This window comes from Micromonospora zingiberis, assembly GCF_004331455.1.
GTDB lineage: Bacteria > Actinomycetota > Actinomycetes > Mycobacteriales > Micromonosporaceae > Micromonospora > Micromonospora zingiberis.
This window is the reverse complement of the sequence record NZ_SJJR01000027.1, coordinates 42,363-64,998: the sequence shown is the minus strand read 5'-3', so window position 1 is coordinate 64,998 and position 22,636 is coordinate 42,363. Positions and strand designations below refer to the sequence as shown.

The following is a 22,636-nucleotide window of genomic DNA, read 5'->3' as shown; positions in this document are numbered from 1 at the left end:
CACCGAGAGCTACACGGGCAGCAGCGCCCTTTCCATACGCGACGCTCTTCCACTCTGGCCCGGCGGCGCGGCGGCCCGGCGGCCCGGCGGCCCGGCGGCCCGGCGGCGCGGCGGCCCGGCGGCCGGCAGCCCGGCAAGCCAACAGTCCAGCCGGCCAGCGGTCCGGCCGGGCGGTGAACTTGACCGAAACGGCCAACAAAGCCCAGGTCAGCTCACTACCGTGAACCGGGATCGGCAGCTGCCGGAAGGCGGGACGTTGGCGCACGAGGTGATCGAACTACGGGTGCACGGGGTCTCGGGAACCTCCGCCGAGTCGCTGCTGGACCACCCGGTGGTGATCCGGGTCGCCGGTGACGCCAACGCCGGTTTCTACCGGCCCCGGCCGGGATTCGGGATCAGCGATCGGCCGGGCGGGCTGAAGGTCGAGGCGTACCGCTGGGGTGCGTTGACCGCCGGTGCCACCGTACGGACCCTCTCCCTGCTGTTCCTGCTGCCGTTCATGCTGATCAACCTCGCCGTCTGGGCTCGACCGGCGACCGGCGGTACCGGCGGGTTGATCGGTCCGTTGTGCCGGTTGCTGGCCGCCACCCTGACCGCCGCGTTCATGCTGTCCATCATCGGGGTGACCGTCGACCTGGTCGGTTGGCAGTGCACTCCCTACCATCCCTGCGTCCGCCATCGGGGCTACCTGGGCTGGCTGGCCGACATGCCGCTCGGGCCACGGCTGGCGGTGCTCGCGTTGGTGCCGATCGGCGCGCTGCGCCTGCTCTGGTGGCTCGGCGAACGCTCCGCCCGGGCGTTCGAGGCGTTCCCGGCCTCGCGGGGACAGGACCGCTCCAGCGGCGGAGAGGACCGGCTCGACCTGCCCGGCTTCTGGAACGACGCCCTCGTCGTGTATCGGCTGCGGGCCATCCACCTCGCCATCGGCCTCAGTACGCTCGCCACCCTCCTACTCGGCGCGCAGATCAACATCTATCCCACGGCGGTCGCGTACGTCTTCTTCGGGCTGGCCTGGGTCGTACTGGCGGCCGCCGTCGTCCTGCTCTGCCTGCCGGCGCGCACCTCCACCGAAGGGCCCGGTCGCGGGCCGGTCGACCTGCGTGGCATCCGGCCGCTGCAGTGGGCCTCCGCCGGACTCACCGTGCTGGCCCTGGCCTACACCGCGGTACCGCTGGAGCCGCAGCCGCCGCGCGGACAGCTGCCCGGATTCGAGGGCTCGGTCGCCTCGCTGGTCGCGACCCAGGCGGCCCTGCTGGCCGCCCTCGTGGTGGTCACCATCCACCAGCGGCAGCGCAGCCAGCACGGCAGGACATCGTGGCTGAGCGGGCTGGCCACCCCGGTGCTGGCCGCCGCGGCGGTCGCCGCCGCGTACGGGTTCTCGGCCGCCCTGGTCTTCCGCGTCGCCGATTTCCTGGACCGGGGCGAGATCCCGAACCCGGCCCGGCCGAACGTGCCCGGCGCGCCCCCGTTGGAACCGCCGGTGTCCTACCGTTGGGCGGCGCTGGCCGGCCTGCTGGCCGTGATGGTGGTCGCCGCGGTCACGATGTGGCGGATCCTGACGAGCCGGCGGCACCGGCGTCGACTCGCCGATCAGGTCGTCGACCGGGACTTTCCCGATCCGCCACCGGAGGCCAGGTCCCGGCGTACCACGGTGCGGGAGGCCGTCGCCCGGGCCGCGATCGCCGAACAGCTCCAGCCGATCTTCCTCGTCTTCCTGGTGCTGTCGCTGCTCGGCGTGGCGACGGTGGCGCTGGACCTGATCGGCGTCGGACCGTCGGAGCTGAGCCGGGAACTGGTCAACACCGACGGTGTGACGACCACCAACCTGGCGCTCGCCACCGACGTCGGGATCTACGTCATCGGGCTGATCGCGGTCGGCATCCTCCTGCTCGGGTTGATCTCCTACCGCTCGGAGGGCACCCGGCGCACCGTCGCGGTGATCTGGGACCTGGGTACCTTCTGGCCGCGTACCGTGCATCCGTTCGCGCCGCCCTGCTACGCCGAGCGGGCCGTGCCGGAACTCGCCAAGCGGGTCACCGCGCTGACCGACCGGGGCGGGGTGATCCTCTCCGGGCACTCCCACGGTTCCGTCCTCGCCGCCGCGACCCTGCTCCAGTTGCCGCCGGAGGTACTGCCCAGGGTGGCGCTGCTGACCCACGGCAGTCCGCTGCACCGCCTCTACGCCCGACTCTGCCCGGCCTTCCTCGGTGACTGGGTGCTGGACGAGGTCGGCAACCGGATCGGCTGGCGATGGATCAACCTGTGGCGGGACACCGACCCGATCGGCGGTCCGGTCTTCTCCGCCCACTGGCCCGGTCAGCAACCCGGGGCGGCGGGGCCGGCCGGCACCGTCGACCGGCGACTGCGCGATCCGCAGGCCATCACCGTGCCGCCGGACGACACCGTCCCGCCGCCACTCGACCGGCACTGGCCGTACCACACCAACCCGACGTACGAGGCGGCCGTGCGGGAGCTGGCCGGGCGACTCGACCCCGACCTGTTCCACCCGCCCCGCGAGCGATGAGGCGTCGGTAACCTGGCCCGCCACCGGCACGGACCGTGGAGACACCGTCGCGCAGCGCGGTCACCGCCGGAGTCGCGGCGCGGTCACCGCCGGAGTCGCAGCGTGGTGTCCGCCGCGTCGCGTGGCGGCGTGTCGTACTCCTCCGGCAGGATGCAGGGCGTGTGTGCCGACCGCGATGACCAGCCGACCGGAGCCGCCCGATGACTGACCAGGGGTTCGACGTCGCGGGTGAGGGTGTCGGCCGGGTGCTCGGCACCGCCGACGCCACCCCGTTGCAGTTCTGGACGGCCGTGGCCCCCGGCAGCTACCTGCAACTCGACGACGTGGTGGTGACCCGCCGGGAGCTGCCCGACCGGGAGCCGGTGACGATCGCCGGGGTGGTCACCCAGGTCCGGGCGCGGCACGAGGGCGCCCAGTTCGACTCCGACGTGTTCGCCATCGCCGACGGCACGTTGCCGGCGCAGGTGCAGGAGGCCGCCGAGATCACCACCACCCGGGTCGACCCGGAGTTCTACGTGCCGCCGCAGCCCGGCGCGGTGGTGCACCGGGCCGAGGGCGACGCCCGGGCCCGGGCGCTGCACTTCGACCGGATGGAGCGCCGCATTCCGATGGGCACCGGCCGGGACGGGGTGCCGGTCTACCTCAACGCCGACTTCCTGGACGGCACCCGGGGCGCGCACGTCTCCATCTCCGGCATCTCCGGGGTGGCCACCAAGACCAGCTTCGCCACCTTCCTGCTCTACTCGGTGTTCCGGTCCGGGCAGCTCGGTGGCGACGCGGTGAACGCCAAGGCGCTGATCTTCAACGTGAAGGGCGAGGACCTGCTCTTCCTCGACCATCCGAACACCCGGCTGGACGACGCCACCCGGGCCGCGTACGCCCGGCTCGGTCTGGTCGCCGACGCCTTCCCCGACGTCCGGGTGTACGCGCCGCCGAGAGTCGGTGACTCCTCCGGCACCCCGGACGTGAGCAGCCGGCTGACCGGGGTGGACAGCTTCTACTGGACGCTGTCCGAGTTCTGCGCCGACCGGCTCCTGCCGTACGTCTTCGCCGACGCCGACGACGAGCGCCAGCAGTACACGATGGTGGTGCACTCGGTCGCCGCCCACCTGGCCCGCTACGCCCAGCCCGCCGACGGCGGGGTGAGCATCGACGGGGTGCGCCTGGGCAGCTACGGCGATCTGGTCGACCACATCGTCGAGCAGCTCAGCGACGACGAGACCCGGGGTGACTGGGCGGGCAGCGCGGTCGGCCTGGGCACGGTGAACGCCTTCGCCCGCCGGCTGATCGGCAGCAAGAAGGACCTGTCCCGGCTGATCCGGGGTGACCTGGCCACCCGCCGTCCACACTCGATCAACACTGCGGAGAGCGCCCAGGTCACCGTCGTGGACCTGCACAACCTGCCGGACCGCGCGCAACGGTTCGTGGTGGGTGTGACGCTCAAGAGCGAGTTCGAGCGCAAGGAGAAGGCCGGCACCGCCAAGCCGCTGCTGTTCGTGGTGCTCGACGAGTTGAACAAGTACGCCCCCCGCGAGGGTTCCTCCCCGATCAAGGAGGTGCTGCTCGACATCGCCGAGCGGGGCCGCTCGCTCGGGGTGATCCTGGTCGGCGCCCAGCAGACCGCCAGTGAGGTGGAGCGGCGCATCGTCACCAACTCGGCGATCCGGGTGGTGGGCCGGCTCGACCCGGCCGAGGCGTCCCGCCCGGAGTACGGCTTCCTGCCACCGGCCCAGCGGCAGCGGGCGCTGCTGGCCAAGCCCGGCACCATGTTCGTCAACCAGCCCGACATCCCGGTCCCGCTCTGCCTGGAGTTCCCGTTCCCGGCCTGGGCGACCCGGGTATCCGAGGCCGGGGCCGCACCGTCGCAGACGCTGCGTTCGATCACCCAGTCCGCCGACCCGTTCGCCGTGGTGGGCTCCGGCGGCGGCGCCGACGACGACATCCCGTTCTAGGCCGAGGGCGAGTTGCAAACCAGGTGAGCGCGAGGAGTGCAGCGAAGCGGAGCCCCGCAGTCACGAACGAAAGGCCAACCCCATGAAGATCCTGCACACCTCCGACTGGCACGTGGGCAAGGTCCTCAAGGGGCAGTCGCGGGCCGAGGAACACAAGCAGGTGCTGGCCGGCGTCATCGACATCGCCCGACAGGAGCGGCCCGACCTGGTCGTCATCGCCGGTGATCTCTACGACACCGCCGCACCCACCGCCGAGGCGACCCGGCTGGTCACCCGGGCGCTGACCGCGCTGCGGCGTACCGGCGCGGACGTGGTGGCCATCGGCGGCAACCACGACAACGGCGCGGCCCTGGACGCGCTGCGGCCGTGGGCCGAGGCCGCCGGCATCACCCTGCGCGGCGCGGTCCGCGAGGATCCGGCCGAACACGTCATCGACGGCACCACGGCCGGCGGGGAACGCTGGCGGCTGGCCGCGCTGCCGTTCTTGTCCCAGCGGTACGCGATCCGCGCCGTGGAGATGTACGAGCTGACCGCCGCGGAGACCACCCAGACCTACGCCGACCATCTGGGCCGCATCCTGGCCCGGCTGACCGAGGGGTTCACCGAGGCCGACCGGGTGCACCTGGTCACCGCCCACCTGACCGTGGTCGGGGCGGCCACCGGCGGCGGCGAACGCGACGCGCACACGATCATGGGTTACGCGGTGCCCGCCACGGTCTTTCCGGGCACCGCGCACTACGTGGCGCTGGGCCACCTGCACCGCGCGCAGCGGGTGCAGGGGCCGTGCCCGGTCCGCTACAGCGGGGCGCCGCTGGCGGTGGACTTCGGCGAACAGGAGAACGTCCCGTCGGTGACCCTCGTCGAGGTCACCGCGACCACCGCGGCGCAGGTCCGTGAGGTGCCGGTGGACGCGGCGACGGCGCTGCACACGGTACGCGGCACCCTGGCCCAGCTCGCCGAGATCACCCCGCCCGAGGGCTGGCTGCGGGTGTACGTCCGCGAGCAGCCCCGCGCCGGGCTGCGGGAGGAGGTGCAGGAGCTGCTGCCCCGGGCACTGGAGATCCGCATCGACCCGGAGCTGGTGCCGGCACCCGGCAGCGGCACCCGGGTCGCCCAACGCTCGGGTCGCTCACCCCGCCAACTGTTCGCCGACTACCTGGACAACCGGGGGCATGCCGACGACGGGGTTCGGGACCTCTTCGACGAGCTGCTTGAGGAGGTCGAGCACTGATGCGTCCGATGCGCCTGGACCTGGCCGGTTTCACGGTGTTCCGCGACGAGACCACCGTCGACTTCACCGACGCGGATTTCTTCGCCCTGGTCGGCCCGACCGGCTCCGGCAAGTCGACGGTGCTCGACGCGATCTGCTTCGCCCTCTACGGCACGGTGCCCCGGTGGGGTGGCACGCGCGGGCTCGGTAACGCGCTGGCCCCGTCGGCGACGGAGGCGCGGGTGCGGCTGGTCTTCGAGTCGGCCGGGGCCCGCTACGTGGCGACCCGGGTGGTGCGCCGGGACGGCCGGGGCAACGTGAAGACCGCGGGCGCCGGGTTGCAGTTGATGCCGGACGGCTTCGACGTCACCAAGCTGGACACCGGGCTCAGCCCGGAGGATCTCGGCGAGGTGGTCGCCGGCACCCCGGCCGAGATGGACGGCGCGGTGCTGGCGGCGGTCGGCCTGCCGTACGAGCAGTTCACCAGCTGCGTGGTGCTGCCGCAGGGGCAGTTCGCCGACTTCCTGCACGCACGGCCGGCCACCCGGCAGCAGATCCTGGTCAACCTGCTCGGTCTGGGCGTCTACGAGCAGGTGCAGCAGCGGGCCACCGCGCGGGCGGCGCAGGCCGAGGCGAAGCTGGAAGCGGTCGACCAGGTGCTCGCCGGGCTCAGCGACGTCGACGACGCCACCCTGGAGCGGGCCACCGAGCAGGTCGACCGGATGACCGAGCTGGCCACGGCGGTGACCGCCGCCGTACCGGAGCTGGAGACGGCGCGGGCGACGGCGCGGGAGGGGGCGGCGACGCTGGCCGCGCTCGACGCCGAGCTGGCCGTGTTGGACGCGGTCCGGGCGCCGGACGCCACGGCCGAGGTGACCCGGGCGGTGGCCGACGCCCGGAGGGAGGCCGACGCCGCGGCCGACGCGGTGTCGCTGGCCGAGGAGCGCGAGGAGAAGCTGCGCGGTGAGCTGGCGGCCCTCGGTGACGAGAGCAGCCTGCGGCTGCTGCTGCGGGCCTACGCCGACCGGGAGCAGTTGGCCGGCCAAGCGGACGAGCTGCGGGCGGCGGTGGAGACGGCCGGCGCCCAGCACGACGTGGCGGTGACGGCCCTGGCGCAGGCGCGGACGGCGGCCGAGCGGGCCGAGACGGAGCTGGCGGCGGCGTTCCAGGCGCACGAGGAGGCCAAGACCGCCGACCAGGCGGCGGCGCTGCGGGCGCAGCTGAGCGACGGGGCCGCCTGCCCGGTGTGCGAGCAGGTGGTGGCCCGGGTGCCGGCGGTGCCGGCCGGTTCGGCGGTGGCCCGCGCGGTGGCCGCCGGCAAGTCGGCGCGGGCGGCGAGCGAGGCCGCGAAGCGGCTGGTGACCGAACGTGACGCGGCGGCGCGGGAACTGGACCGGATGCTGGTGCGGGCCCGCGCCGAACATGACGGGCTGCGGACCCGACTGTCCGGACTGGACGAACGGCTCGCCACGGCGGCCAGCGCCGAGACGCTGCGCGAGCGGCTGGCCGAACACGCCCGGCTGCGGCAGGCGCTGGACGAGGCGGCCACGGAGGTACGGGCCGGCCGGGACGCCGCGCGCCGGGCGCGCGGCACGGTGGACGCCGCGCAGGAGCGGCTGCGTACGGCGTGGCGGCACTTCGACGGCACCCGCGACGGGCTGGCCCGGTTCGGTCCGCCGGCCGCCGACCGGGACGACCTGGCCGCCGCCTGGACCACGCTGGCCGACTGGTCGCGGACGCAGGCGCAGCACCGCCGGTCGCAGCGGACCACCCTGGCCACGTCGGCGGCCGACGCCGAGGCGGCGGCGACTGCGGTAGCCGCCCGGATCGCGGGCATCTTCACCGACGCCGGGCTACCCGCGCCCGACGATCCGGTCCGCGCGGCGACGGTCGCGGTGGAGCGGGCCGAGGCCGACCTGCGCCGGCTGGTCGAGCGCCGCGAGCAGGCCGCCGAGCTGCGCGAGCAGCGGGCCGGGCACGAGCGGCAGGCGCACATCGCCCGCGCCCTCGCCGGGCACCTGCGGGCCAACAACTTCGAGCGGTGGCTGCTGGCCGAGGCACTGGACCTGCTGGTCGACGGCGCGTCGCGGATCCTGCGGGAACTCTCCGGCGGCCAGTACGACCTGGTCCACGACAAGGGCGAGTTCTTCGTCGTCGACCACTACGACGCGGGTCTGCGGCGCGGCGTGCGGACGCTCTCCGGCGGCGAGACCTTCCAGGCGTCGCTGGCGTTGGCGTTGGCGCTGTCCGAGCAGTTGGCCGGGATGTCCACCACCGCGGCCAGCCTGGAGTCGATCGTGCTGGACGAGGGTTTCGGCACCCTCGACGCGGCCACCCTCGACACGGTCGCCGCCACCCTGGAAAATCTGGCCGCCCGGGGGGACCGGATGGTCGGTGTGGTCACCCACGTGCCGGCGTTGGCCGAGCGCATTCCGGTGCGCTTCGAGGTCCGCAAGGACGCCCGGTCGGCGCGGGTCGAACGGACCGGCCGGTGAGACGCGCGTGAGCCGCTTCTTCGTCGACGCCTGGGATCCGGCGTACGGTGCCTCGTTCGAGGCGTCGGCGGGTGGCCCGGCCGCACCGAGCAGCGCGCAGGTCGACGCCGACGCCGAACTACCCGCGGTGGACTGGCGGGCGATCGGCCCCCGCCCCGGTGTCCAGGCCCCGCACGTGGTGCTGCTGGTCGACGGGGTACGCCGGATCGACGCCAGCGTCTGGACGGCCGAGGAGGACGGCACCGCCCTTCCCGGCCTGGCCGCGTCGTACGCCGCCGGGGTGGTGCGGTGCGACCTGGCCCGCGGTGCCGCGCAGCTGGCCGGCGCCAAGGTGGGCCGGGGACTGTTCACCGCCAGTCCGTCGGCGGCCGAGGTGGTGGCCGGCAACGTCCGCTACCCGGTGCACCGGGTCAGCGGCACCGGTGAGCTGGCCAAGCTGCCGGCTGCGGTGCAGGGGCCACTGACCGCCCTGGAGGTGGAGGTCTCCGACGCCGCCCGTACCGATGACGACCTGCTGGTGGTGGACGGGCCGTTACGTAACCGGCGGCAGTTGCCGCGCACCCTCGGCTACATCAAGACCCAGCACAGCCAGTATCTCGACGCCCGGCTCACGGCGGTGGTCACCGGGCTGGCGCCGGGCCACCGGTCGCCGGTGTTCCGGCTCGGCACCGCCTGGGGCGGCTGGTCGTGGTATTTGCGGCTGCCGGTGGCCGCCGGGGCACCCTGGGCCGGCATCGTCCGGCTGGAATGCTCGGCCGACCTGGAGATCACCGAGGCGGTACGGCTGGCCGATCTGTCACTGGTCACCCTGCCCCGGTTCGCCTCCACCCCGTACAAGGATCCCCGGGCCCCGCAGAACCTCGTCCCGATCGCCGGGCTGGAACGCCTGCTGCGCTCCCGGCTGGGCGACGCCCGGCTGCTGCACCGCGCGCTGACCGCCGCCGCGCGGACCAACCGCTGATGGGCCGCCGCCGCGACCCGGACCGGCACACCGAACAGGTCGACACCGGGCTCGCCGAGCTGACCTCGGATCCGGACCGCCCCGGCTCGTGGACGCTGTCGCTGGACGGCGCCCCGCAGTCGCATGTGGACCTGACCGATCCGACCCACCTGGAGTTCGAGTACGTCCGCCGGCTGGCCGCCGCGCTCGATCTGATCGCACCCGCCGGCACACCGCTGCGGGTGTTGCACCTGGGCGGCGGCGCGCTGACGCTCCCCCGTTACGTCGCCGCCACCCGTGCCGGTTCGACCCAGCGGGTGGTCGAAGTGGACGGCGCCCTGGTCGACCTGGTCCGGCGGGCGCTGCCGTGGCGGGCCGACCCGCGACTGAAGGTCCGGGTGGGCGATGCCCGCACGGCGCTGGCCGGCACCCGCGACGCCAGCTACGACGTGGTGGTCGCCGACGTGTTCGCCGGTGCCCGCACACCTGCCCGGCTGACCTCGGTCGAGTACGCCGCCGAGGCCGCCCGGGTACTGCGGCCGGGCGGCTGGTACCTGGCCAATCTCGCCGACGGCCCACCACTGCGTTACGCCCGTGGGCAGGTCGCCACCGTGCGTACCGTGCTGCCTCGGGCCTGCCTGGTCACCGACGCCGCGGTGCTGCGGGGCCGCCGCTACGGCAACCTGGTGCTGGTCGCCGGCCGTCAGGAGCCACCGGTGGCGGAGCTGACCCGGCGGGCCGCCGGTGACTGGTTTCCGGGTCGGGTGCTCGCCGGGACCGACCTGGACCGCTTCGTCGGGGGCGCTCCGGTGGTCCACGACGAGCACGCCACCGACTCCACACCACCGCCGCCAGGAATTTTTTCCGTCCGACGTTGATCTGTTCGGCTGGGCCATGCGTATCAATCGGCAGCCATGCCCGTGGGGGGACGGCTTCTGTCCATGGACAACCGGAGGTCTGCATGCACGCACTGGCGGCCGGTTGGCACGGCGAGCGGGTGCGGGTGGACTGGATGTCCGCCCGATCCCAGTCGCGGCCGACCACGTCCACCAACGGGGTCGACTCGCGTGCGGCGTCTCGCCAGAATAGCCCGGTGACGCCGCGACCCGCCCCTGGCCGCCATCAGGCGACGACCACCGAGGCCGCCCACTCCGACCAGTTGATCCGCACGCTCTACGCGGAACACGCCGGTCCGTTGCTGATGTTCGTGATGCGACTGACCGGCGGTGATCGGCAGCGGGCCGAAGACATCGTCCAGGAGACCCTGCTGCGGGCCTGGCGCAACGCCCACCGGCTGGGCACGCAGGGGCAGGGGTCGCTACGGCCCTGGCTGGTGACCGTGGCTCGGCGCATCGCCATCGACGAGCACCGCAGTGAACAGGCCCGGCCGGCCGAGACGTACGACCGGGACCTGACCGCGTTCGCCGAGTCGGACAGCACAGACCGGGTGCTGCGCTCGATGACGGTGGCCGACGCGCTGCGAACGTTGAGCCAGTCGCACCGGGAGATCCTGGTGGCGACGTACTTTCGAGGACGTACGGTGCCGGAGGCGGCCGAGGAGCTCGGCCTACCACTGGGCACCGCGAAGTCACGGGTTTACTACGCGCTGCGCGCCCTGCGCACAGCTCTGCAGGAAAGGGGGGTGACGGAATGAGCCGGGTAGACCACATGGACGTCGCCGCGTACGCGCTCGGCGTGCTGGACGAACAGGACATGGAACGGTTCGAGGAACACCTCGCCACCTGCTGGGCGTGTGCCGCCGAGTTGGAGACGATGGTGCCGGTGGTCGGGCTGCTCTCCGACATCGACGAGGAGTCGGTGACGGCGCTGGAGCAGACCCACTCGAACCCGGTGCTGCTGGACCGGACGCTGGTGGCGATGCGTACGCACCGCCGCAAGGCGCGATTCCGGCAGATCCTCGCGACCGCCGCGGCCGTGGTGGTTTTCGGTGGGATAACCGGGGTGGTCTTCAGCAACCTGTCCGACGGTGGCACCGCGCCGCCGATCGCCGGGCCGCCCACGGCTCCGTTGGATCCGCCGAGCACCCGGCCGGGCAACTCCGGTGACCCGGGGACCGGCGGTAACCTGCAGGAGGGTAAGCAGGTCAACGTCACCGACCCGAACACCGGGGTGAAGGCGACGTTCTTCCTCGTCTCGAAGGACTTCGGCACCAACGTCGCCTTCACCCTGGGTCGGCTGCCCGGTCCACGGGAGTGCCGTCTGGTGGTGGTGCGCGAGGATGCCAGCACCGAGGTCATCTCCAGCTGGTCCGTTCCGCCGGGCGGCTACGGCACCAACAGCAACCCGCAACAGTTGGCCCTCGCCGCCGCCACCGCGTCCAAGTTGGACGACGTGAAGCACTTCCAGGTGCAGGAGGTCGACGGCAAGGGTGTGGGTACGCCGCTGGTGACGGTGCCCACCGGCTGACCCACGTCAGTGCAGCAAGGCCCGCCTCGGTCGAGGCGGGCCTTGCTGCGTCTGCGCCAGCGGGGTACGCCCATACACGGACAGCGGTGGATTTCGGTTCAATCCGCCACTTGTGAAATGAGCCACCGTTTTGGCTTCAACCTTGACAGCCCTCTCCCCGTACTTCTCGGTGACTTGTCAAGTATGAGGAGGGCACGTGGCAAAGTTGAAGCGGACCGTCGTTGTGGCGAGCGCCATGGTCGCACTTACGGCCTGCGCGCCCGCGGGCTACAACGGAGCGGACCCCGGCGCCGCAGAGCCGGTCGCCGTCGCTGCGGCCGACCCCTCGGCGACCGCGGACCCCGAGGCCAGCGCCACTGCCGAGCCGAGCGCCTCGGCGTCGCCGGGCGCGGAAGCCGAAACCGACGCCCCCCTGCCCGACGGTGTCGAGCTGACCGAGAGCCTGACCGGCAAGAAGTTCCCCCGGATGGGCAGCGCGGTCGTCAACCAGGACGGCTTCCTGCTGTACCGCTTCGACCGGGACAGCAACGACCCGCCGGCCACCAACTGCGAGGACCAGTGCGCCGAGGTGTGGCCGCCGGCGCTGACCGACGGCAACCCGAAGCTCAAGGGCGTCTCCGACGACGCGGTCGGCACCATCACCCGGCCGGACGGCACCCGCCAGATCACCCTGGACGGCTGGCCGCTCTACACCTACATCGGCGACAAGAAGCCGGGTCAGTGGAAGGGCCAGGGCGTCGGCGGCACCTGGTTCGTGGTGAACCCGGACGGCAGCAAGAACCTGGAGTGCCTGCCCAAGGGCACCCCGAAGGCCGTCGAGCCGCCGTCGAAGACCAAGTCGGACAGCTCGGACTCCGACTACACGTACTGATCTGACAACGCCGGATGGCCGGTCGCGCCCCGCAGGGGGTACGACCGGCCACCGTCGTGTGAGGGGTCCGTTCCGCACGTCGGGGTGGTTTCGCCGGGCGCCCGCCGAAGGTGGCAGAGTAGGCCCGTGAGCAGGACCGAGCCCGCCGCGCGCCGGGTGTTGCGACCACCTGCGGACTACCGGCTGGCCGCGTCGGTCCAGCCGCTACTTTTCAGTCGGTACGATCCGTGCGCCCGGATCACCGCCGACACCTTCTGGTGGGCCGCCCGTACGCCCGCCGGCCCGGCGACCCTGGCACTACGCCCCGTGGGTGGCGGGCTACAGGCCGACGGGTACGGGCCGGGTGCCGGGTGGGTCGTCGACCAGGCCGACGCGATAGCGGGCCTACGTGACGACCTGACCGGGTTCGCGGAACTCGCCGCCGCCCACCCGTTGCTGGAGCGGCTGGCCGTACAGCACACCGGGCTGCGGATGCCCGCCACCGGGCTGGTCTTTCCGCGGGTGCTGCGGGCGATCCTCGAACAGAAGGTCACCGGTAAGGAGGCTTACCGGGCGTACGCGGCGATCGTCCGTCACTTCGCGGAGACGGCGCCGGGGCCGATGCAGCCACTGCTACTGCCGCCTGAGCCGGCGGCCGTGGCGGCCATGCCGTACTGGGGTTTCCACCCGTTCGGGGTGGAGCAGCGCCGCGCTGACACGCTGCGCCGTGCCGCTGCCGTCGCCGACCGGCTGGAGCGCTGTGCGGATGCGCCAGCGGCCACCCGCAGGTTGATGGCGATCAGCGGGATCGGCCCGTGGACCGCCGCCGAAGTCGTCCGGGTGGCGTACGGGGACGCGGACGCGGTCAGCGTCGGCGACTACCACGTACCGAACACGGTGGCCTGGGCGCTGGCCGGCGAACCGCGCGCCGACGATGCCCGGATGCTGGAGCTGCTGGAGCCGTTCCGGGGACACCGGGGCCGGGTCTGCCGGCTGTTGGAAGTCGCGGGTATCCACGCCCCGAGGTTCGGCCCGCGCATGCCGATCCGTTCCTTCGCCCGGTTCTGACCAGCCGCCCGATGTCGGGCCGAACGGGGTCGACGCGGGCCCGCAACGGCGGCGGCGCCGGCCCAGGAGGACCGGCGCCGCAACCGATACACAGATCAGCGGCCTACCAGCGCGTCAGGTGCGTCGGACAGGTTCGCCTCGTCGTCGACGGTGGGCGGGTCCGGCAGCTGCGAGTCGTCCTCGACGCTGCGCAGTTCCTGCAACTGCTCGGCCGGTACCACCGGCACCGCGCCCGTCTCCGGCGGCGCCGGTACGGGTTCGTTGAGGAACACCCGGCGGACGACCCGCTCGGAGGCGCGCCCATCGTCCAGGTAGCAGAAGCGCTTGCGGAACAACTGCCGGGCGCTCGTCGCCTGGTCGCCGAACACCGCTCCGGAGCGGAACAGGTCGACCAGTTCCTCCTCGGTGCGGGCCGTGGCACCCGGTCCTTCGGCGAAGACGTCGAGGTATGCCCCACGATTGGCCCGGTAGGCGTCCCAGTCCGCCGCGAAGATCACGAGCGGCCGGTCCAGCACCGCATAGTCGAACATGACCGAGGAGTAGTCGGTGATCAGCACGTCGGCGGCCAGGTAGATGTCCTCCACCCGGGAGTAGTCGCAGAGATCGATTACGCGGGGGTGGTCACCGCCCACGATGGTGCGGTCGAAGTGGTGCACCCGAACCAGCAGCATGGTCTCGGGCGACAGCTGGTCAGCGAACCGCCCGACGTTCAACAGCGCGTCGCTGCCGAACTCGTAGTCGCGATACGTCGGCAGGTACGCCACCGCCAGCTGACCCGGCTTCAGTCCGAGCCGCTCACGCGCCTCGGCGACGTCCTGCTCGGTGGCGTTGGCGAGCGCGTCGTTTCGCGGGTAGCCGACCTCCAGGGTCTCGTAGCCACACGGATAGGCCCGCTCCCAGATCTCAGTCGTGTAGGCGTTCGGGCTGATGCTGTAGGTCCATCGATCGCAGCGCTTCAGCAACCAGTTCATGTTCATGCCCTTGATGCCGGCGGGGAACTTCAACTGGTCCACGCCCATCGCCTTCACGGGAGTGCCGTGATTCGTCGACAGATGCACCGCACCGGGCCGCTTGACCACCCAGCCCGGGTAGTTCACGTTGGACACCAGGTACTTGGCCCGGGCTAGCACCTGGTAGTGCCGCAGCGTACCGATGGTCACCGTCTCGACACCGGGCGGCACGGATCCCTCCTCGCCCGGCTTGACCTCCCACACCCCACGGACAGCGGGTGCCAGCTCGGTCATCTTCTCGTACACCGCGCGCGGGTTGCAGCCGTACCCCTTCCCCCAGTACGTGGAGAAGACGGCGAGATTCTCGTCCATCGGCCGGCGCAACTGGAAGCGGTAGTACCGCATGCGCAGCCGGCTGCGCAGCCGGACCTTGCGCTTCACCTGGTTGACCTTGGCCTCCACCTTCCGGCGCAGGCCAAAGACCATCCGCATGAACAGCCAGACGGTGTACGCCCGACGGGCGACGAGCAGATGCTTGACCCGCTCCCGGCCCTGCGGCCTCGTGTATCCCTGCGCCGGAAGGTGTCGGTTGAATGCCTTGGCCAGGGCGGCGAAGAACTCACGCTGGTGGGACCGCGCGACCCGGTCCGGGTTCTCCAGGACGAGCAGGCACTGGTACATCATGCGCTCGAAGACCAGGCTCCGGAATGGCTCCGCCCGCTCTCCGATGCTGTCCAGGTGGGAGAAGAGCCGGTCGTACTGGTCGAAGACCTCGAAGTGCCGGTAGCCGGGCGTGGAGGTGATCGCGCCCTGCCGCCGCTGGCGGTAGTAGATGCACACCCGGTCGAGGACGGTGATCCGGTCCGCCAGGATGAGTACCGGGAAGCCGACCGGAACGTCCTCGTACAGGCCGGGCGGGAATGTGATCTTGTTCTGCACCAGGAACTCGCGCCGGAAGATCTTGTTCCAGGCGACGTGGAAAAGTTTGATCATGTTGGGGTGCTCAGCCAGCGTGAACACCTTCGGCAACGCTTCGGCCCGGACCAGTTGCGACAGCTTGCTGCGGCGACTCTGGTTGTTCCACCACACTTTGGCGTAGTCCACCGCCAGCACGTCCGGCCGCACGGAACGCAGCCGGTCGGCCACCGCGGCCAACGCTCCAGGAGCGATCCAGTCGTCACTGTCCACGAACCAGACATATTCGCCAGTCACATGGCGCATCCCGACGTTACGAGCCTCGCCAAGGCCGACGTTCTCGGTCAGGTGCACAACCTGAAGTCGACTGTCCCTAGCGGCATACTCGTCGAGAATCGCTCCACAGTGGTCCGGTGAGCAGTCGTCGACGGCAATCACCTCGACGTCTTGAAACGGCTGCTGCAGGATCGAGTCAAGGCATTCGCGAAGGTAGGCCTGCACCCGGTAAACGGGAAGAACGATGCTCAGCATCGGCATCTGATCATACCTTTTCCTCAAGCGGTCGGCGCTGGCCACGGGTCCGTCAACGGATCGGTCGCCGAACCGTTGACACTGCGCGGCCCTCGACCTACGCATGCCAGTTCGCCGATCACCAGCCCACCACATCCCCGTGTACCACTGCCAGAGCGCGAGGCGGTTCTGGCGCCCGTGTTACGACGGGCAGCACCACGCTCAGGCGGGCTCGGCTGCCGACGCACGAGCGCCGGTAGGTTCTCGCCCTACCGGACAGCGGCTGGCTGACGCTAACAGCACGGTCGGCTGAAGTCACCGGCCATGACACCTGGCCGCAACAGACGTCGGTGAATTTGATGGCTTTTGCGTGAACTGCACGGAAAATCTTGGCCGTACGGCCATCGGAAGATGCCGATTCAGACGACCAATCGCGGCCTGCTTGGGCCGCCACAACAATCAGCCCGGATCACTCGACCCGGGCAACGGAGATTCCGAAGCGCCGCCCGGCGCGGCCTCAGCCAGCCTCCCGCAGATCGGCCAGAGTCAATGGGCTCCACTGCCGCAGCAACGCCGCCAACTCGGCCACCGTGCCCACCTCACCGAGCACGTTGTCGCCGCCACCGAAGCGCCGGGGATAGCGGTGCACCAGCCGGTAGACCTGCCGGCCCCGGATCGTCTCGACGCTGACCCGCCACCGTCCGCAGCACCCGCACACCCACTCCGGCACCCCGCGAAAGTAGCTCTGACCTGCGGTTTTACGAAGCGGCCAGGCGAGCTGCGACGGCCCGTCGGCGGACACGCCGCCCACCGGCCAGCAGTGATCTGCCTCACCGGTGTCGGTGGCGTCTGGTTGACTGACGCCGTGGACCTGCCGATCAATCCGCCGGTGGAGCCGATGCTGGCGCGCAGCGTCGCGTCGATTCCGACCGGGCCGGGGATGACGTACGAGCCCAAGTGGGACGGTTTCCGCTGCATCGTCTTCCGCGACGGTGACGAGGTGGAGCTGGCCAGCCGGGGCGGCAAGACGATGACCCGCTATTTTCCCGAGGTGGTCGAGCAGGCCCGCCGGCAGCTGCCGGCGCGCTGCGCGGTCGACGGCGAGCTGATCGTGATCCGCCGCGACGGCCCGGACGCGGCGCCCCGGCTCGACTTCGAGTTGTTGGCCCAGCGCATCCATCCGGCCGCGTCCCGGGTGAAGCTGCTCGCCGACACCACCCCGGCCGACTTCGTCGCCTTCGACCTGCTCGCCCTCGACGGCGAGAGCCTGCTCGACGTGCCCTACCCGGCCCGCCGTGCCCGGTTGGAGCAGGCGCTGGCTGGGGTGCGACCCCCGGTGCACGTCACCCAGATCACCACCGACGCCGACACCGCCCGCCGCTGGTTCGACGTGTTCGAGGGGGCAGGGCTCGACGGCCTGATCGCCAAGCCCGCCGACCTGCCGTACGAGCCGGGCAAGCGGCTCATGTTCAAGGTCAAGCACGCCCGCACCGCCGACGCGGTGGTCGCCGGGTTCCGCTGGCACAAGTCCGGCCCGGTGGTCGGCTCGCTGCTGCTCGGCCTCTACGACGACGCCGGGGTGTTGCACCACATCGGGGTGAGCGCCTCGTTCACCATGGCCCGCCGCGCCGAGTTGCTGGAGGAGTTGGCCCCCTACCGCGACATCGGGGGCGAGCACCCGTGGGTGCACGGCGACCACGAGCGCGGCCAACGCATCCCCGGCGGGGTCAGCCGGTGGACCGGCACGAAAAACCTGGAATGGGAGCCGCTGCGCCCCGAACTGGTGGTCGAGGTGGCGTACGACGCGATGGAGGGTGACCGGTTCCGGCACACCGCGCGCTTCGTCCGCTGGCGGCCCGACCGCGACCCGCGCTCCTGCCGATACGATCAACTTGACCGGCCGGTGCGGTTCGACGTGGACCAGGTCCTGCGGGGCGACCCAGCGGTGACGGTGGGGTCCGACTGACCCGGCCGTCGACCCCGATCACGGAGGCTCACTCGTGACCCGTACTCCCGACCGGACCCGTCGCCGGCGGCTCACCCTGGCCGGTCTGACCGTCGCCGCAGTCGTCGCCGCCGGTTGCACCCTGCCGTCGTTCGCCCCGCGCACCGACGCCGAGCCGGAGGCCGCCGCGCCGGGCACGGCGCCGACCTGGCAGGCCTGCCCCGAGGTGGCCGACGAGGTGGTCGGGCGGGGCGCACCGCAGATGCGGTACGAGTGCACCCGGATCCAGGTTCCGCGCGACTGGGCCGGTGGTAGCGGCGCCACGGCCGGTCCCGGCGCTGGCCAGACCTTCGAGATCGCCCTGATCCGGGCCCGTTCCACCAAGCAGCGCGACCGGATCGGTTCGCTGCTGGTCAACCCGGGCGGCCCCGGCGGCTCGGGCGTCGACACCGCCGTCTACCTCTCCTTCGGCGAGCAGTACGGCGGCCTGCCCGACAGCATCCTGGAGCGCTTCGACATCGTCGGCTTCGACCCGCGCGGGGTGGCCCGGTCCAGCCCGGTGAAGTGCATCTCCGACGCCGACCTCGACGCCGTCTTCGGCTACGACCCCGACCCGGAGAGCCAGGAGTCCTTCGACGGGCTCGTCACCCTCGCCAAGCGCATCGGCCAGGGCTGCGGCGACAAGTACGGCGACCAACTGCCGCTGTACGGCACCGAGCAGGCTGCCCGGGACATGGACGCGATCCGCGCGGCCGTCGGCGACGACAAGCTCAGCTACCTGGGCTACTCGTACGGCACGCTGCTCGGCGCCACGTACGCCCAACTGTTCCCGCAGCGGGTCCGGGCGCTGGTGCTCGACGGCGCGGTCGACCCCCGGCAGAGTCTGGTCGAAGGTTCGGAGAGCCAGGCCAAGGGCTTCGAGCGGGCCTTCGACAACTTCACCCGGTGGTGCGCGGCCAACGCCGCCCGCTGCCCGATCGCCCCGGACGCCCGCGCGGCGGTCATCTCCGCCATCGACAAGGCCAAGGTGTCCCCGGCCCGCTCCGCCGACGGTCGGGAAGCCACCGCCGGCTGGGTCTTCTACGCGGTCATCTCGTCGCTCTACACGGAAACCGGCTGGCAGGAGTTGGCCCGGGCCATCGACCAACTGGAGGCGGGCAATCCGGAGGGCGTGTTCCGTCTCGCCGACAACTACACCGACCGCGACGAGAACGGCCACTACAGCAACCTGTTCGACGCCAACTCGGCGATCAACTGCGCCGACGAGGAGGAACGGCCCGGCCTGGACCGGATCCGCCAGTTGCAGTCCCAGTGGCGGGCGCAGTACCCGCTGTTCGGCCCCGCCCTGGCCAACGGCCTGATCTCCTGCACCGAGTGGCCCGGCGGCAGCGACCCCTACCCCACCGGCCGCGCCGATGGTGCACCGCCGATCCTGGTCGTCGGCACCACCGGCGACCCGGCCACGCCGTACGAGCAGACCCCGGCGCTGGCCGAGATGCTCGGCGTCGGCCGGGTGCTCACCTGGGAGGGCGAGGGGCACACGGCGTACCCACAGACCCCGTGCATCACCGAAGCCGTCGACGCCTACCTGATCGACCTCACCGTGCCAGCCGAAGGGAAGCGCTGCCCGGCGCGTTAGCGCCGGGCGAACACGCCGAGTTACGCCGAAGCGGCGTACAGCCCGACGACCCGTTCGATCGTGTGCCGGTCGCCGTCGACGCGGAGGGCCCCGTCGCGCTCGGCGTCGGCGAGGGGCAGGCCGCCGAAGAGCACCTCGCTCCAGACCGTCGACTCGGTGGTCACGGTGACCGCCGGTTCCTGGGCGGCTCCGGCGCGGATCTTCAGGACCTGGTCGACGGCGGTCAGGTGGTATTGGCGCAGCGGCGGGTCGGGCCGGCGGGCGTCGTACAGGTGAAGGGCGGTCGGCGGCAGGTCGGTGGGGGCGGGCGGCGCCATGGCGCGCATGGCGAGGATCGTCGCGTCGGGGGTCATGCCGCCGTGGGTGTCCGGGGCCGGGCCGGCGAAATACCACTGCCCGAGGGCCGCCAGGACGGTCTCCAGCCCACGACCCCACTCGGTGGCGACGTACGCGCGGGTGCGCGCGAGATCGGTGAGCGTCACCTGCTCGACGATGCCGGCCTGCTGTAGCGACCTGAGCCGGTCGCTGAGCACGGCCGGGGTGATGCCACGAGCCGCCTCGTGCAGGTCCACGAAGCGTTTGGGCCCGAGGATCAGTTCGCGTACGACGATCAGCGCCCAGCGGTCGCCGACCAGGTCGAGGGCGTTCGCCGCCCGGCAGGCGTCACCGAGATGGGCGTAGGTCCGCTTGACAGGCATCGGTAGCCGCCCTCTTGACACGGTGCACGAGTCTCTTCACACGAGCACCAACTATGTTTAAAGTACCAGCATGGAGAGCATCGACAGCAGCCCCGTCCCGCCCATCGTCGACCGCGAAACCTGGCTTCGGGAGCGGGACGCTCTCCTCCCCCGCGAGAAGGCCCACACCCGCGAGGGTGACGCGATCGCCGCCGCTCGCCGCCGTCTGCCGATGACCGAGATCAAGCCCGTCAAGCTCGCCGGTGAGCGGGGCCTGACCTCGCTGCTCGACATCTTCGAGGGCCGCGACCAACTGGTGGTCTACAAGCACATGTGGCACCTCGGCAAGCCGTACGAGGAGCAGTGCGAGGGCTGCACGATCAGCATCTGGAACTTCCACAACGCGGTCTACCTTGAGGAACGCGGCATCACGTTCGCCGTCTTCTGCGAGGGGCCGTTCGAGGAGATCGCACCGTACCGGGAGTTCATGGGCTACACCCACCCCTGGTATTCGACGTACGGCGTCGATGAGCCGGCCTTCGCCGACAGCGGCGCCATCGCCTGCTACCTGCGCCAGGGCGACCGGGTCTTCCTCACCTACGAGACGACCGGCCGCGGCGTCGAGGCGATCATGGGCTCACTCAAGCTGCTCGACATGACCGCCTACGGCCGCCAGGAGGTCTGGGAGGACTCCCCCGAAGGCTGGCCGCAGGACGCCACGTACAGCTTCTGGCGCAGGGACGGCCGGCCGACCGCGCAGTGGACCCGCCCGCAGGCCACGCCGGTCCAGGACGCACAGGCGTCACACTGCCACTGAGTACGGCGACGCCCCGCGCAGATTCTCGTGGGGTTCCTGCTGTTGGGCAGGGGTAAGCGTCGCTGACAGCCGCACCGCACGATCATGGCCGGGCATCCGATGGGTGGCCCGGCCATGAAGGAAGTCCTCAGGCTGCGGCGAGGTCGCGAAGACGGTCCGGGTGGACGGTGAACGACCACAGGCGTACGTCATCGACGGCACCGCCGAGCGGCGCCGACCGGCGTCCCTTGGTGGTGCCGGTGCAGCCGATCAGCGTGGGCCCGTCCGCCATCCACGGAGTGCGCGGGCCATCGGCCTCCCCCTGCGGCACGCCGTCGACGTAGAGGCGCACCTTGCCGGCGGCGGCGTCGTACACCCCCGCGAGGTGCGTCCACCTGCCGAGCTCCGGCGGCTGCTGCGAGGCGACGGTGTGCCAGCGTACGGCGGCACCCTGGCCCTTCGACGGCAGTCCGAACTGCCAACGGTCGGCGTCGGGGTGGTATTCGAGGTGGAAGCCACCTCGCTTCTTGGCGGCCTGCGACACGACCACATGCTGGCCGGTGGTCGACTCCAGCATCACCCACGCGGCCACCGTGAACGAGGCGTCCGTACGCAGCACCGGGCCGGCCGTCTGCCCGCACGAGTCGTTCGCGAGCTCCAGCTTCAGGGCGCCGTCCCGGCTGAAGGCCCGATCCCGCGTCCAGCCGTACGGGCCGGTGATGGTCAGGTCATGGCCGTTGCCCGACCAGTCGGACAGATAGGTCGGCGTGTCGCTGGCCGAGCCCTCCAGCAAGTCGTGGGAGTGGGCACGTCGTACCTGGCCGCCTGGTCGCGCCAGTGCCTGCGCCGTTGTGGCCGCTGGCTGCGTTGCTCGTCCACGCCGCAGTCCAACCACGCTGGTCGGCCGCCCTCTCCTAGCCGCGGATCTTGGTACGGGACGGCCCTGATGGGGGCCGTTTTGTACCAAGATCCGCGAGACAGAACCTAGCGCACGAGCACGTGGCCGGGGTTCAGGGCGACCAGCCGCAGGCCGGAGCGCCACGAGATGCATCGGGTTGACCAGCGGAAACACGCGGCAGAGCAGGATTGCGCGACCGGTTTGCACCGGTTTTACTGGCCGCATGGTTCGGATCGCTGTCGCCCTTGAGGGTGATCGGCTGGTTGATCCGCGGCAGGCCGTTGCCGCGCTCACCGCCGCCCTACTGATGGCCCTGGTCGGCTGTGCCGGCGACCGTGAACTGGCCGGAGATGCTCCGGCGACCACGTCGACCTCCGAGCTGGTCGCCGACCCGAGCAGCGTTGGCGGCAGGATCCTCACGGGGGACGGCTTCCAGACGCTGGTCGCAGCCACCGAAGTGCATCTTCTGGCGGCGCTGCGCGGTCAGCTGGCGATCGGCGACGGCGGTTGCCTGGTCATGCGGGACGCCCAGCTACGGTCACACGTGGTGGTCTGGCCGCCCACGGTCACGCTGCGCACCGACGGCACAGATGGCGTACATGTGCCTGAGGTCGGCGCGATAGCCGTCGGCGACCACATCTCCGGCAGCGGGGGTTATGGGGACACCACGCCGACCGAAGCTCCGCCGACCAGGCTGCATCCGCCGGTACCACCCGAATGCGACACCGAGCACACCATTGCGCTGTTCGGCACCGTGAGCAACCTCGGCACCGACTGACCGGAGGGTTCGCTTGGGTTCGCCGGCCGGGACCGGCGAATCGGGTATATCGGCGTTGAACG

18 protein-coding genes are annotated in these 22,636 nt (G+C 71.5%); 14 read left to right on the top strand and 4 right to left on the bottom strand.

Annotated features, from left to right (window positions below):
- Positions 1-220 precede the first annotated feature (220 nt).
- The 10 genes from E0H26_RS26690 (at position 221) to E0H26_RS26645 (ending at position 13,466) form a co-directional block, all read left to right on the top strand.
- Positions 221-2,524, top strand: a complete 2,304-nt coding sequence (locus E0H26_RS26690) for a hypothetical protein (protein ID WP_131308626.1) — start codon at positions 221-223, stop codon at positions 2,522-2,524.
- A 200-nt stretch (positions 2,525-2,724) separates the two neighbouring features.
- Entirely contained in the window at positions 2,725-4,476 is a 1,752-nt protein-coding gene (locus E0H26_RS26685; protein WP_131308623.1) for an ATP-binding protein, read from the top strand.
- An 82-nt stretch (positions 4,477-4,558) separates the two neighbouring features.
- Positions 4,559-5,707, top strand: a complete 1,149-nt coding sequence (locus tag E0H26_RS26680; protein ID WP_131308620.1) for an exonuclease SbcCD subunit D — start codon at positions 4,559-4,561, stop codon at positions 5,705-5,707.
- Positions 5,707-8,181, top strand: coding sequence for an AAA family ATPase (locus tag E0H26_RS26675; protein ID WP_131308617.1), 2,475 nt, complete (start codon positions 5,707-5,709; stop codon positions 8,179-8,181). The genes E0H26_RS26680 and E0H26_RS26675 overlap by 1 nt, the downstream gene beginning before the upstream one ends.
- A gap of 7 nt (positions 8,182-8,188) precedes the next feature.
- A complete protein-coding gene (locus E0H26_RS26670; protein ID WP_131308615.1) occupies positions 8,189-9,142 on the top strand; it encodes a hypothetical protein in 954 nt (317 codons plus the stop codon).
- Complete coding sequence (locus E0H26_RS26665; protein WP_131308612.1) at positions 9,142-9,999, top strand: spermidine synthase; 858 nt, start codon at positions 9,142-9,144, stop codon at positions 9,997-9,999. The genes E0H26_RS26670 and E0H26_RS26665 overlap by 1 nt, the downstream gene beginning before the upstream one ends.
- A gap of 83 nt (positions 10,000-10,082) precedes the next feature.
- Positions 10,083-10,775: a sigma-70 family RNA polymerase sigma factor gene (locus E0H26_RS26660; protein WP_131308609.1), complete on the top strand. Its 693-nt coding sequence runs from the start codon at positions 10,083-10,085 to the stop codon at positions 10,773-10,775.
- On the top strand, positions 10,772-11,548 hold the full coding sequence (locus E0H26_RS26655) for a zf-HC2 domain-containing protein (RefSeq protein ID WP_131308606.1): 777 nt from the start codon (positions 10,772-10,774) through the stop codon (positions 11,546-11,548). The genes E0H26_RS26660 and E0H26_RS26655 overlap by 4 nt, the downstream gene beginning before the upstream one ends.
- Positions 11,549-11,744: 196 nt before the next feature.
- Positions 11,745-12,419 (top strand): COG4315 family predicted lipoprotein, encoded by a 675-nt coding sequence (locus tag E0H26_RS26650; RefSeq protein ID WP_131308603.1) that lies wholly within the window; start codon positions 11,745-11,747, stop codon positions 12,417-12,419.
- 126 nt (positions 12,420-12,545) lie between these two features.
- Positions 12,546-13,466, top strand: coding sequence for a DNA-3-methyladenine glycosylase family protein (locus tag E0H26_RS26645; RefSeq protein ID WP_131308600.1), 921 nt, complete (start codon positions 12,546-12,548; stop codon positions 13,464-13,466).
- Between the two features lie 95 nt (positions 13,467-13,561).
- Here E0H26_RS26645 and E0H26_RS26640 read toward each other — a convergent pair whose 3' ends face one another.
- Complete coding sequence (locus E0H26_RS26640) at positions 13,562-15,868, bottom strand: bifunctional glycosyltransferase/CDP-glycerol:glycerophosphate glycerophosphotransferase (RefSeq protein WP_131308597.1); 2,307 nt, start codon at positions 15,866-15,868, stop codon at positions 13,562-13,564.
- Between the two features lie 490 nt (positions 15,869-16,358).
- On the bottom strand, positions 16,359-16,571 hold the full coding sequence (locus tag E0H26_RS26635; RefSeq protein WP_131308594.1) for a hypothetical protein: 213 nt from the start codon (positions 16,569-16,571) through the stop codon (positions 16,359-16,361).
- A gap of 135 nt (positions 16,572-16,706) precedes the next feature.
- Here E0H26_RS26635 and E0H26_RS26630 point away from each other — a divergent pair, with 135 nt between their 5' ends.
- Both E0H26_RS26630 and E0H26_RS26625 read left to right on the top strand, forming a co-directional pair.
- Complete coding sequence (locus tag E0H26_RS26630) at positions 16,707-17,807, top strand: ATP-dependent DNA ligase (RefSeq protein WP_131308641.1); 1,101 nt, start codon at positions 16,707-16,709, stop codon at positions 17,805-17,807.
- A gap of 34 nt (positions 17,808-17,841) precedes the next feature.
- Complete coding sequence (locus E0H26_RS26625) at positions 17,842-19,425, top strand: alpha/beta hydrolase (protein WP_131308591.1); 1,584 nt, start codon at positions 17,842-17,844, stop codon at positions 19,423-19,425.
- A gap of 20 nt (positions 19,426-19,445) precedes the next feature.
- On the opposite strand, the gene E0H26_RS26620 is transcribed toward E0H26_RS26625, so the two are convergent.
- A complete protein-coding gene (locus tag E0H26_RS26620; RefSeq protein ID WP_131308588.1) occupies positions 19,446-20,123 on the bottom strand; it encodes a winged helix-turn-helix transcriptional regulator in 678 nt (225 codons plus the stop codon).
- A gap of 70 nt (positions 20,124-20,193) precedes the next feature.
- Between E0H26_RS26620 and E0H26_RS26615 the strand changes: the two genes are divergently transcribed.
- Complete coding sequence (locus E0H26_RS26615; RefSeq protein WP_131308585.1) at positions 20,194-20,919, top strand: DUF899 family protein; 726 nt, start codon at positions 20,194-20,196, stop codon at positions 20,917-20,919.
- 127 nt (positions 20,920-21,046) lie between these two features.
- Here the strand turns inward: E0H26_RS26615 and E0H26_RS26610 are convergent, their stop codons facing one another.
- The gene (locus E0H26_RS26610; RefSeq protein WP_165521993.1) at positions 21,047-21,691 is read right to left on the bottom strand and encodes a LamG domain-containing protein; all 645 of its coding nucleotides are present in this window, start codon (positions 21,689-21,691) and stop codon (positions 21,047-21,049) included.
- Between the two features lie 328 nt (positions 21,692-22,019).
- Here E0H26_RS26610 and E0H26_RS26605 point away from each other — a divergent pair, with 328 nt between their 5' ends.
- The gene (locus tag E0H26_RS26605; protein ID WP_131308579.1) at positions 22,020-22,574 is read left to right on the top strand and encodes a hypothetical protein; all 555 of its coding nucleotides are present in this window, start codon (positions 22,020-22,022) and stop codon (positions 22,572-22,574) included.
- Positions 22,575-22,636 lie beyond the last annotated feature (62 nt).

Bases quoted from the DNA above. Each gene is read 5' to 3' on its own strand.
- E0H26_RS26685 (WP_131308623.1), top strand. From the start codon at position 2,725: ATGACTGACCAGGGGTTCGACGTCGCGGGTGAGGGTGTCGGCCGGGTG.
- E0H26_RS26680 (WP_131308620.1), top strand. From the start codon at position 4,559: ATGAAGATCCTGCACACCTCCGACTGGCACGTGGGCAAGGTCCTCAAG.
- E0H26_RS26675 (WP_131308617.1), top strand. From the start codon at position 5,707: ATGCGTCCGATGCGCCTGGACCTGGCCGGTTTCACGGTGTTCCGCGAC.
- E0H26_RS26665 (WP_131308612.1), top strand. From the start codon at position 9,142: ATGGGCCGCCGCCGCGACCCGGACCGGCACACCGAACAGGTCGACACC.
- E0H26_RS26660 (WP_131308609.1), top strand. From the start codon at position 10,083: ATGCACGCACTGGCGGCCGGTTGGCACGGCGAGCGGGTGCGGGTGGAC.
- E0H26_RS26655 (WP_131308606.1), top strand. From the start codon at position 10,772: ATGAGCCGGGTAGACCACATGGACGTCGCCGCGTACGCGCTCGGCGTG.
- E0H26_RS26640 (WP_131308597.1), bottom strand. From the start codon at position 15,868: ATGCCGATGCTGAGCATCGTTCTTCCCGTTTACCGGGTGCAGGCCTAC.
- E0H26_RS26620 (WP_131308588.1), bottom strand. From the start codon at position 20,123: ATGCCTGTCAAGCGGACCTACGCCCATCTCGGTGACGCCTGCCGGGCG.
- E0H26_RS26615 (WP_131308585.1), top strand. From the start codon at position 20,194: ATGGAGAGCATCGACAGCAGCCCCGTCCCGCCCATCGTCGACCGCGAA.
- E0H26_RS26605 (WP_131308579.1), top strand. From the start codon at position 22,020: ATGGTTCGGATCGCTGTCGCCCTTGAGGGTGATCGGCTGGTTGATCCG.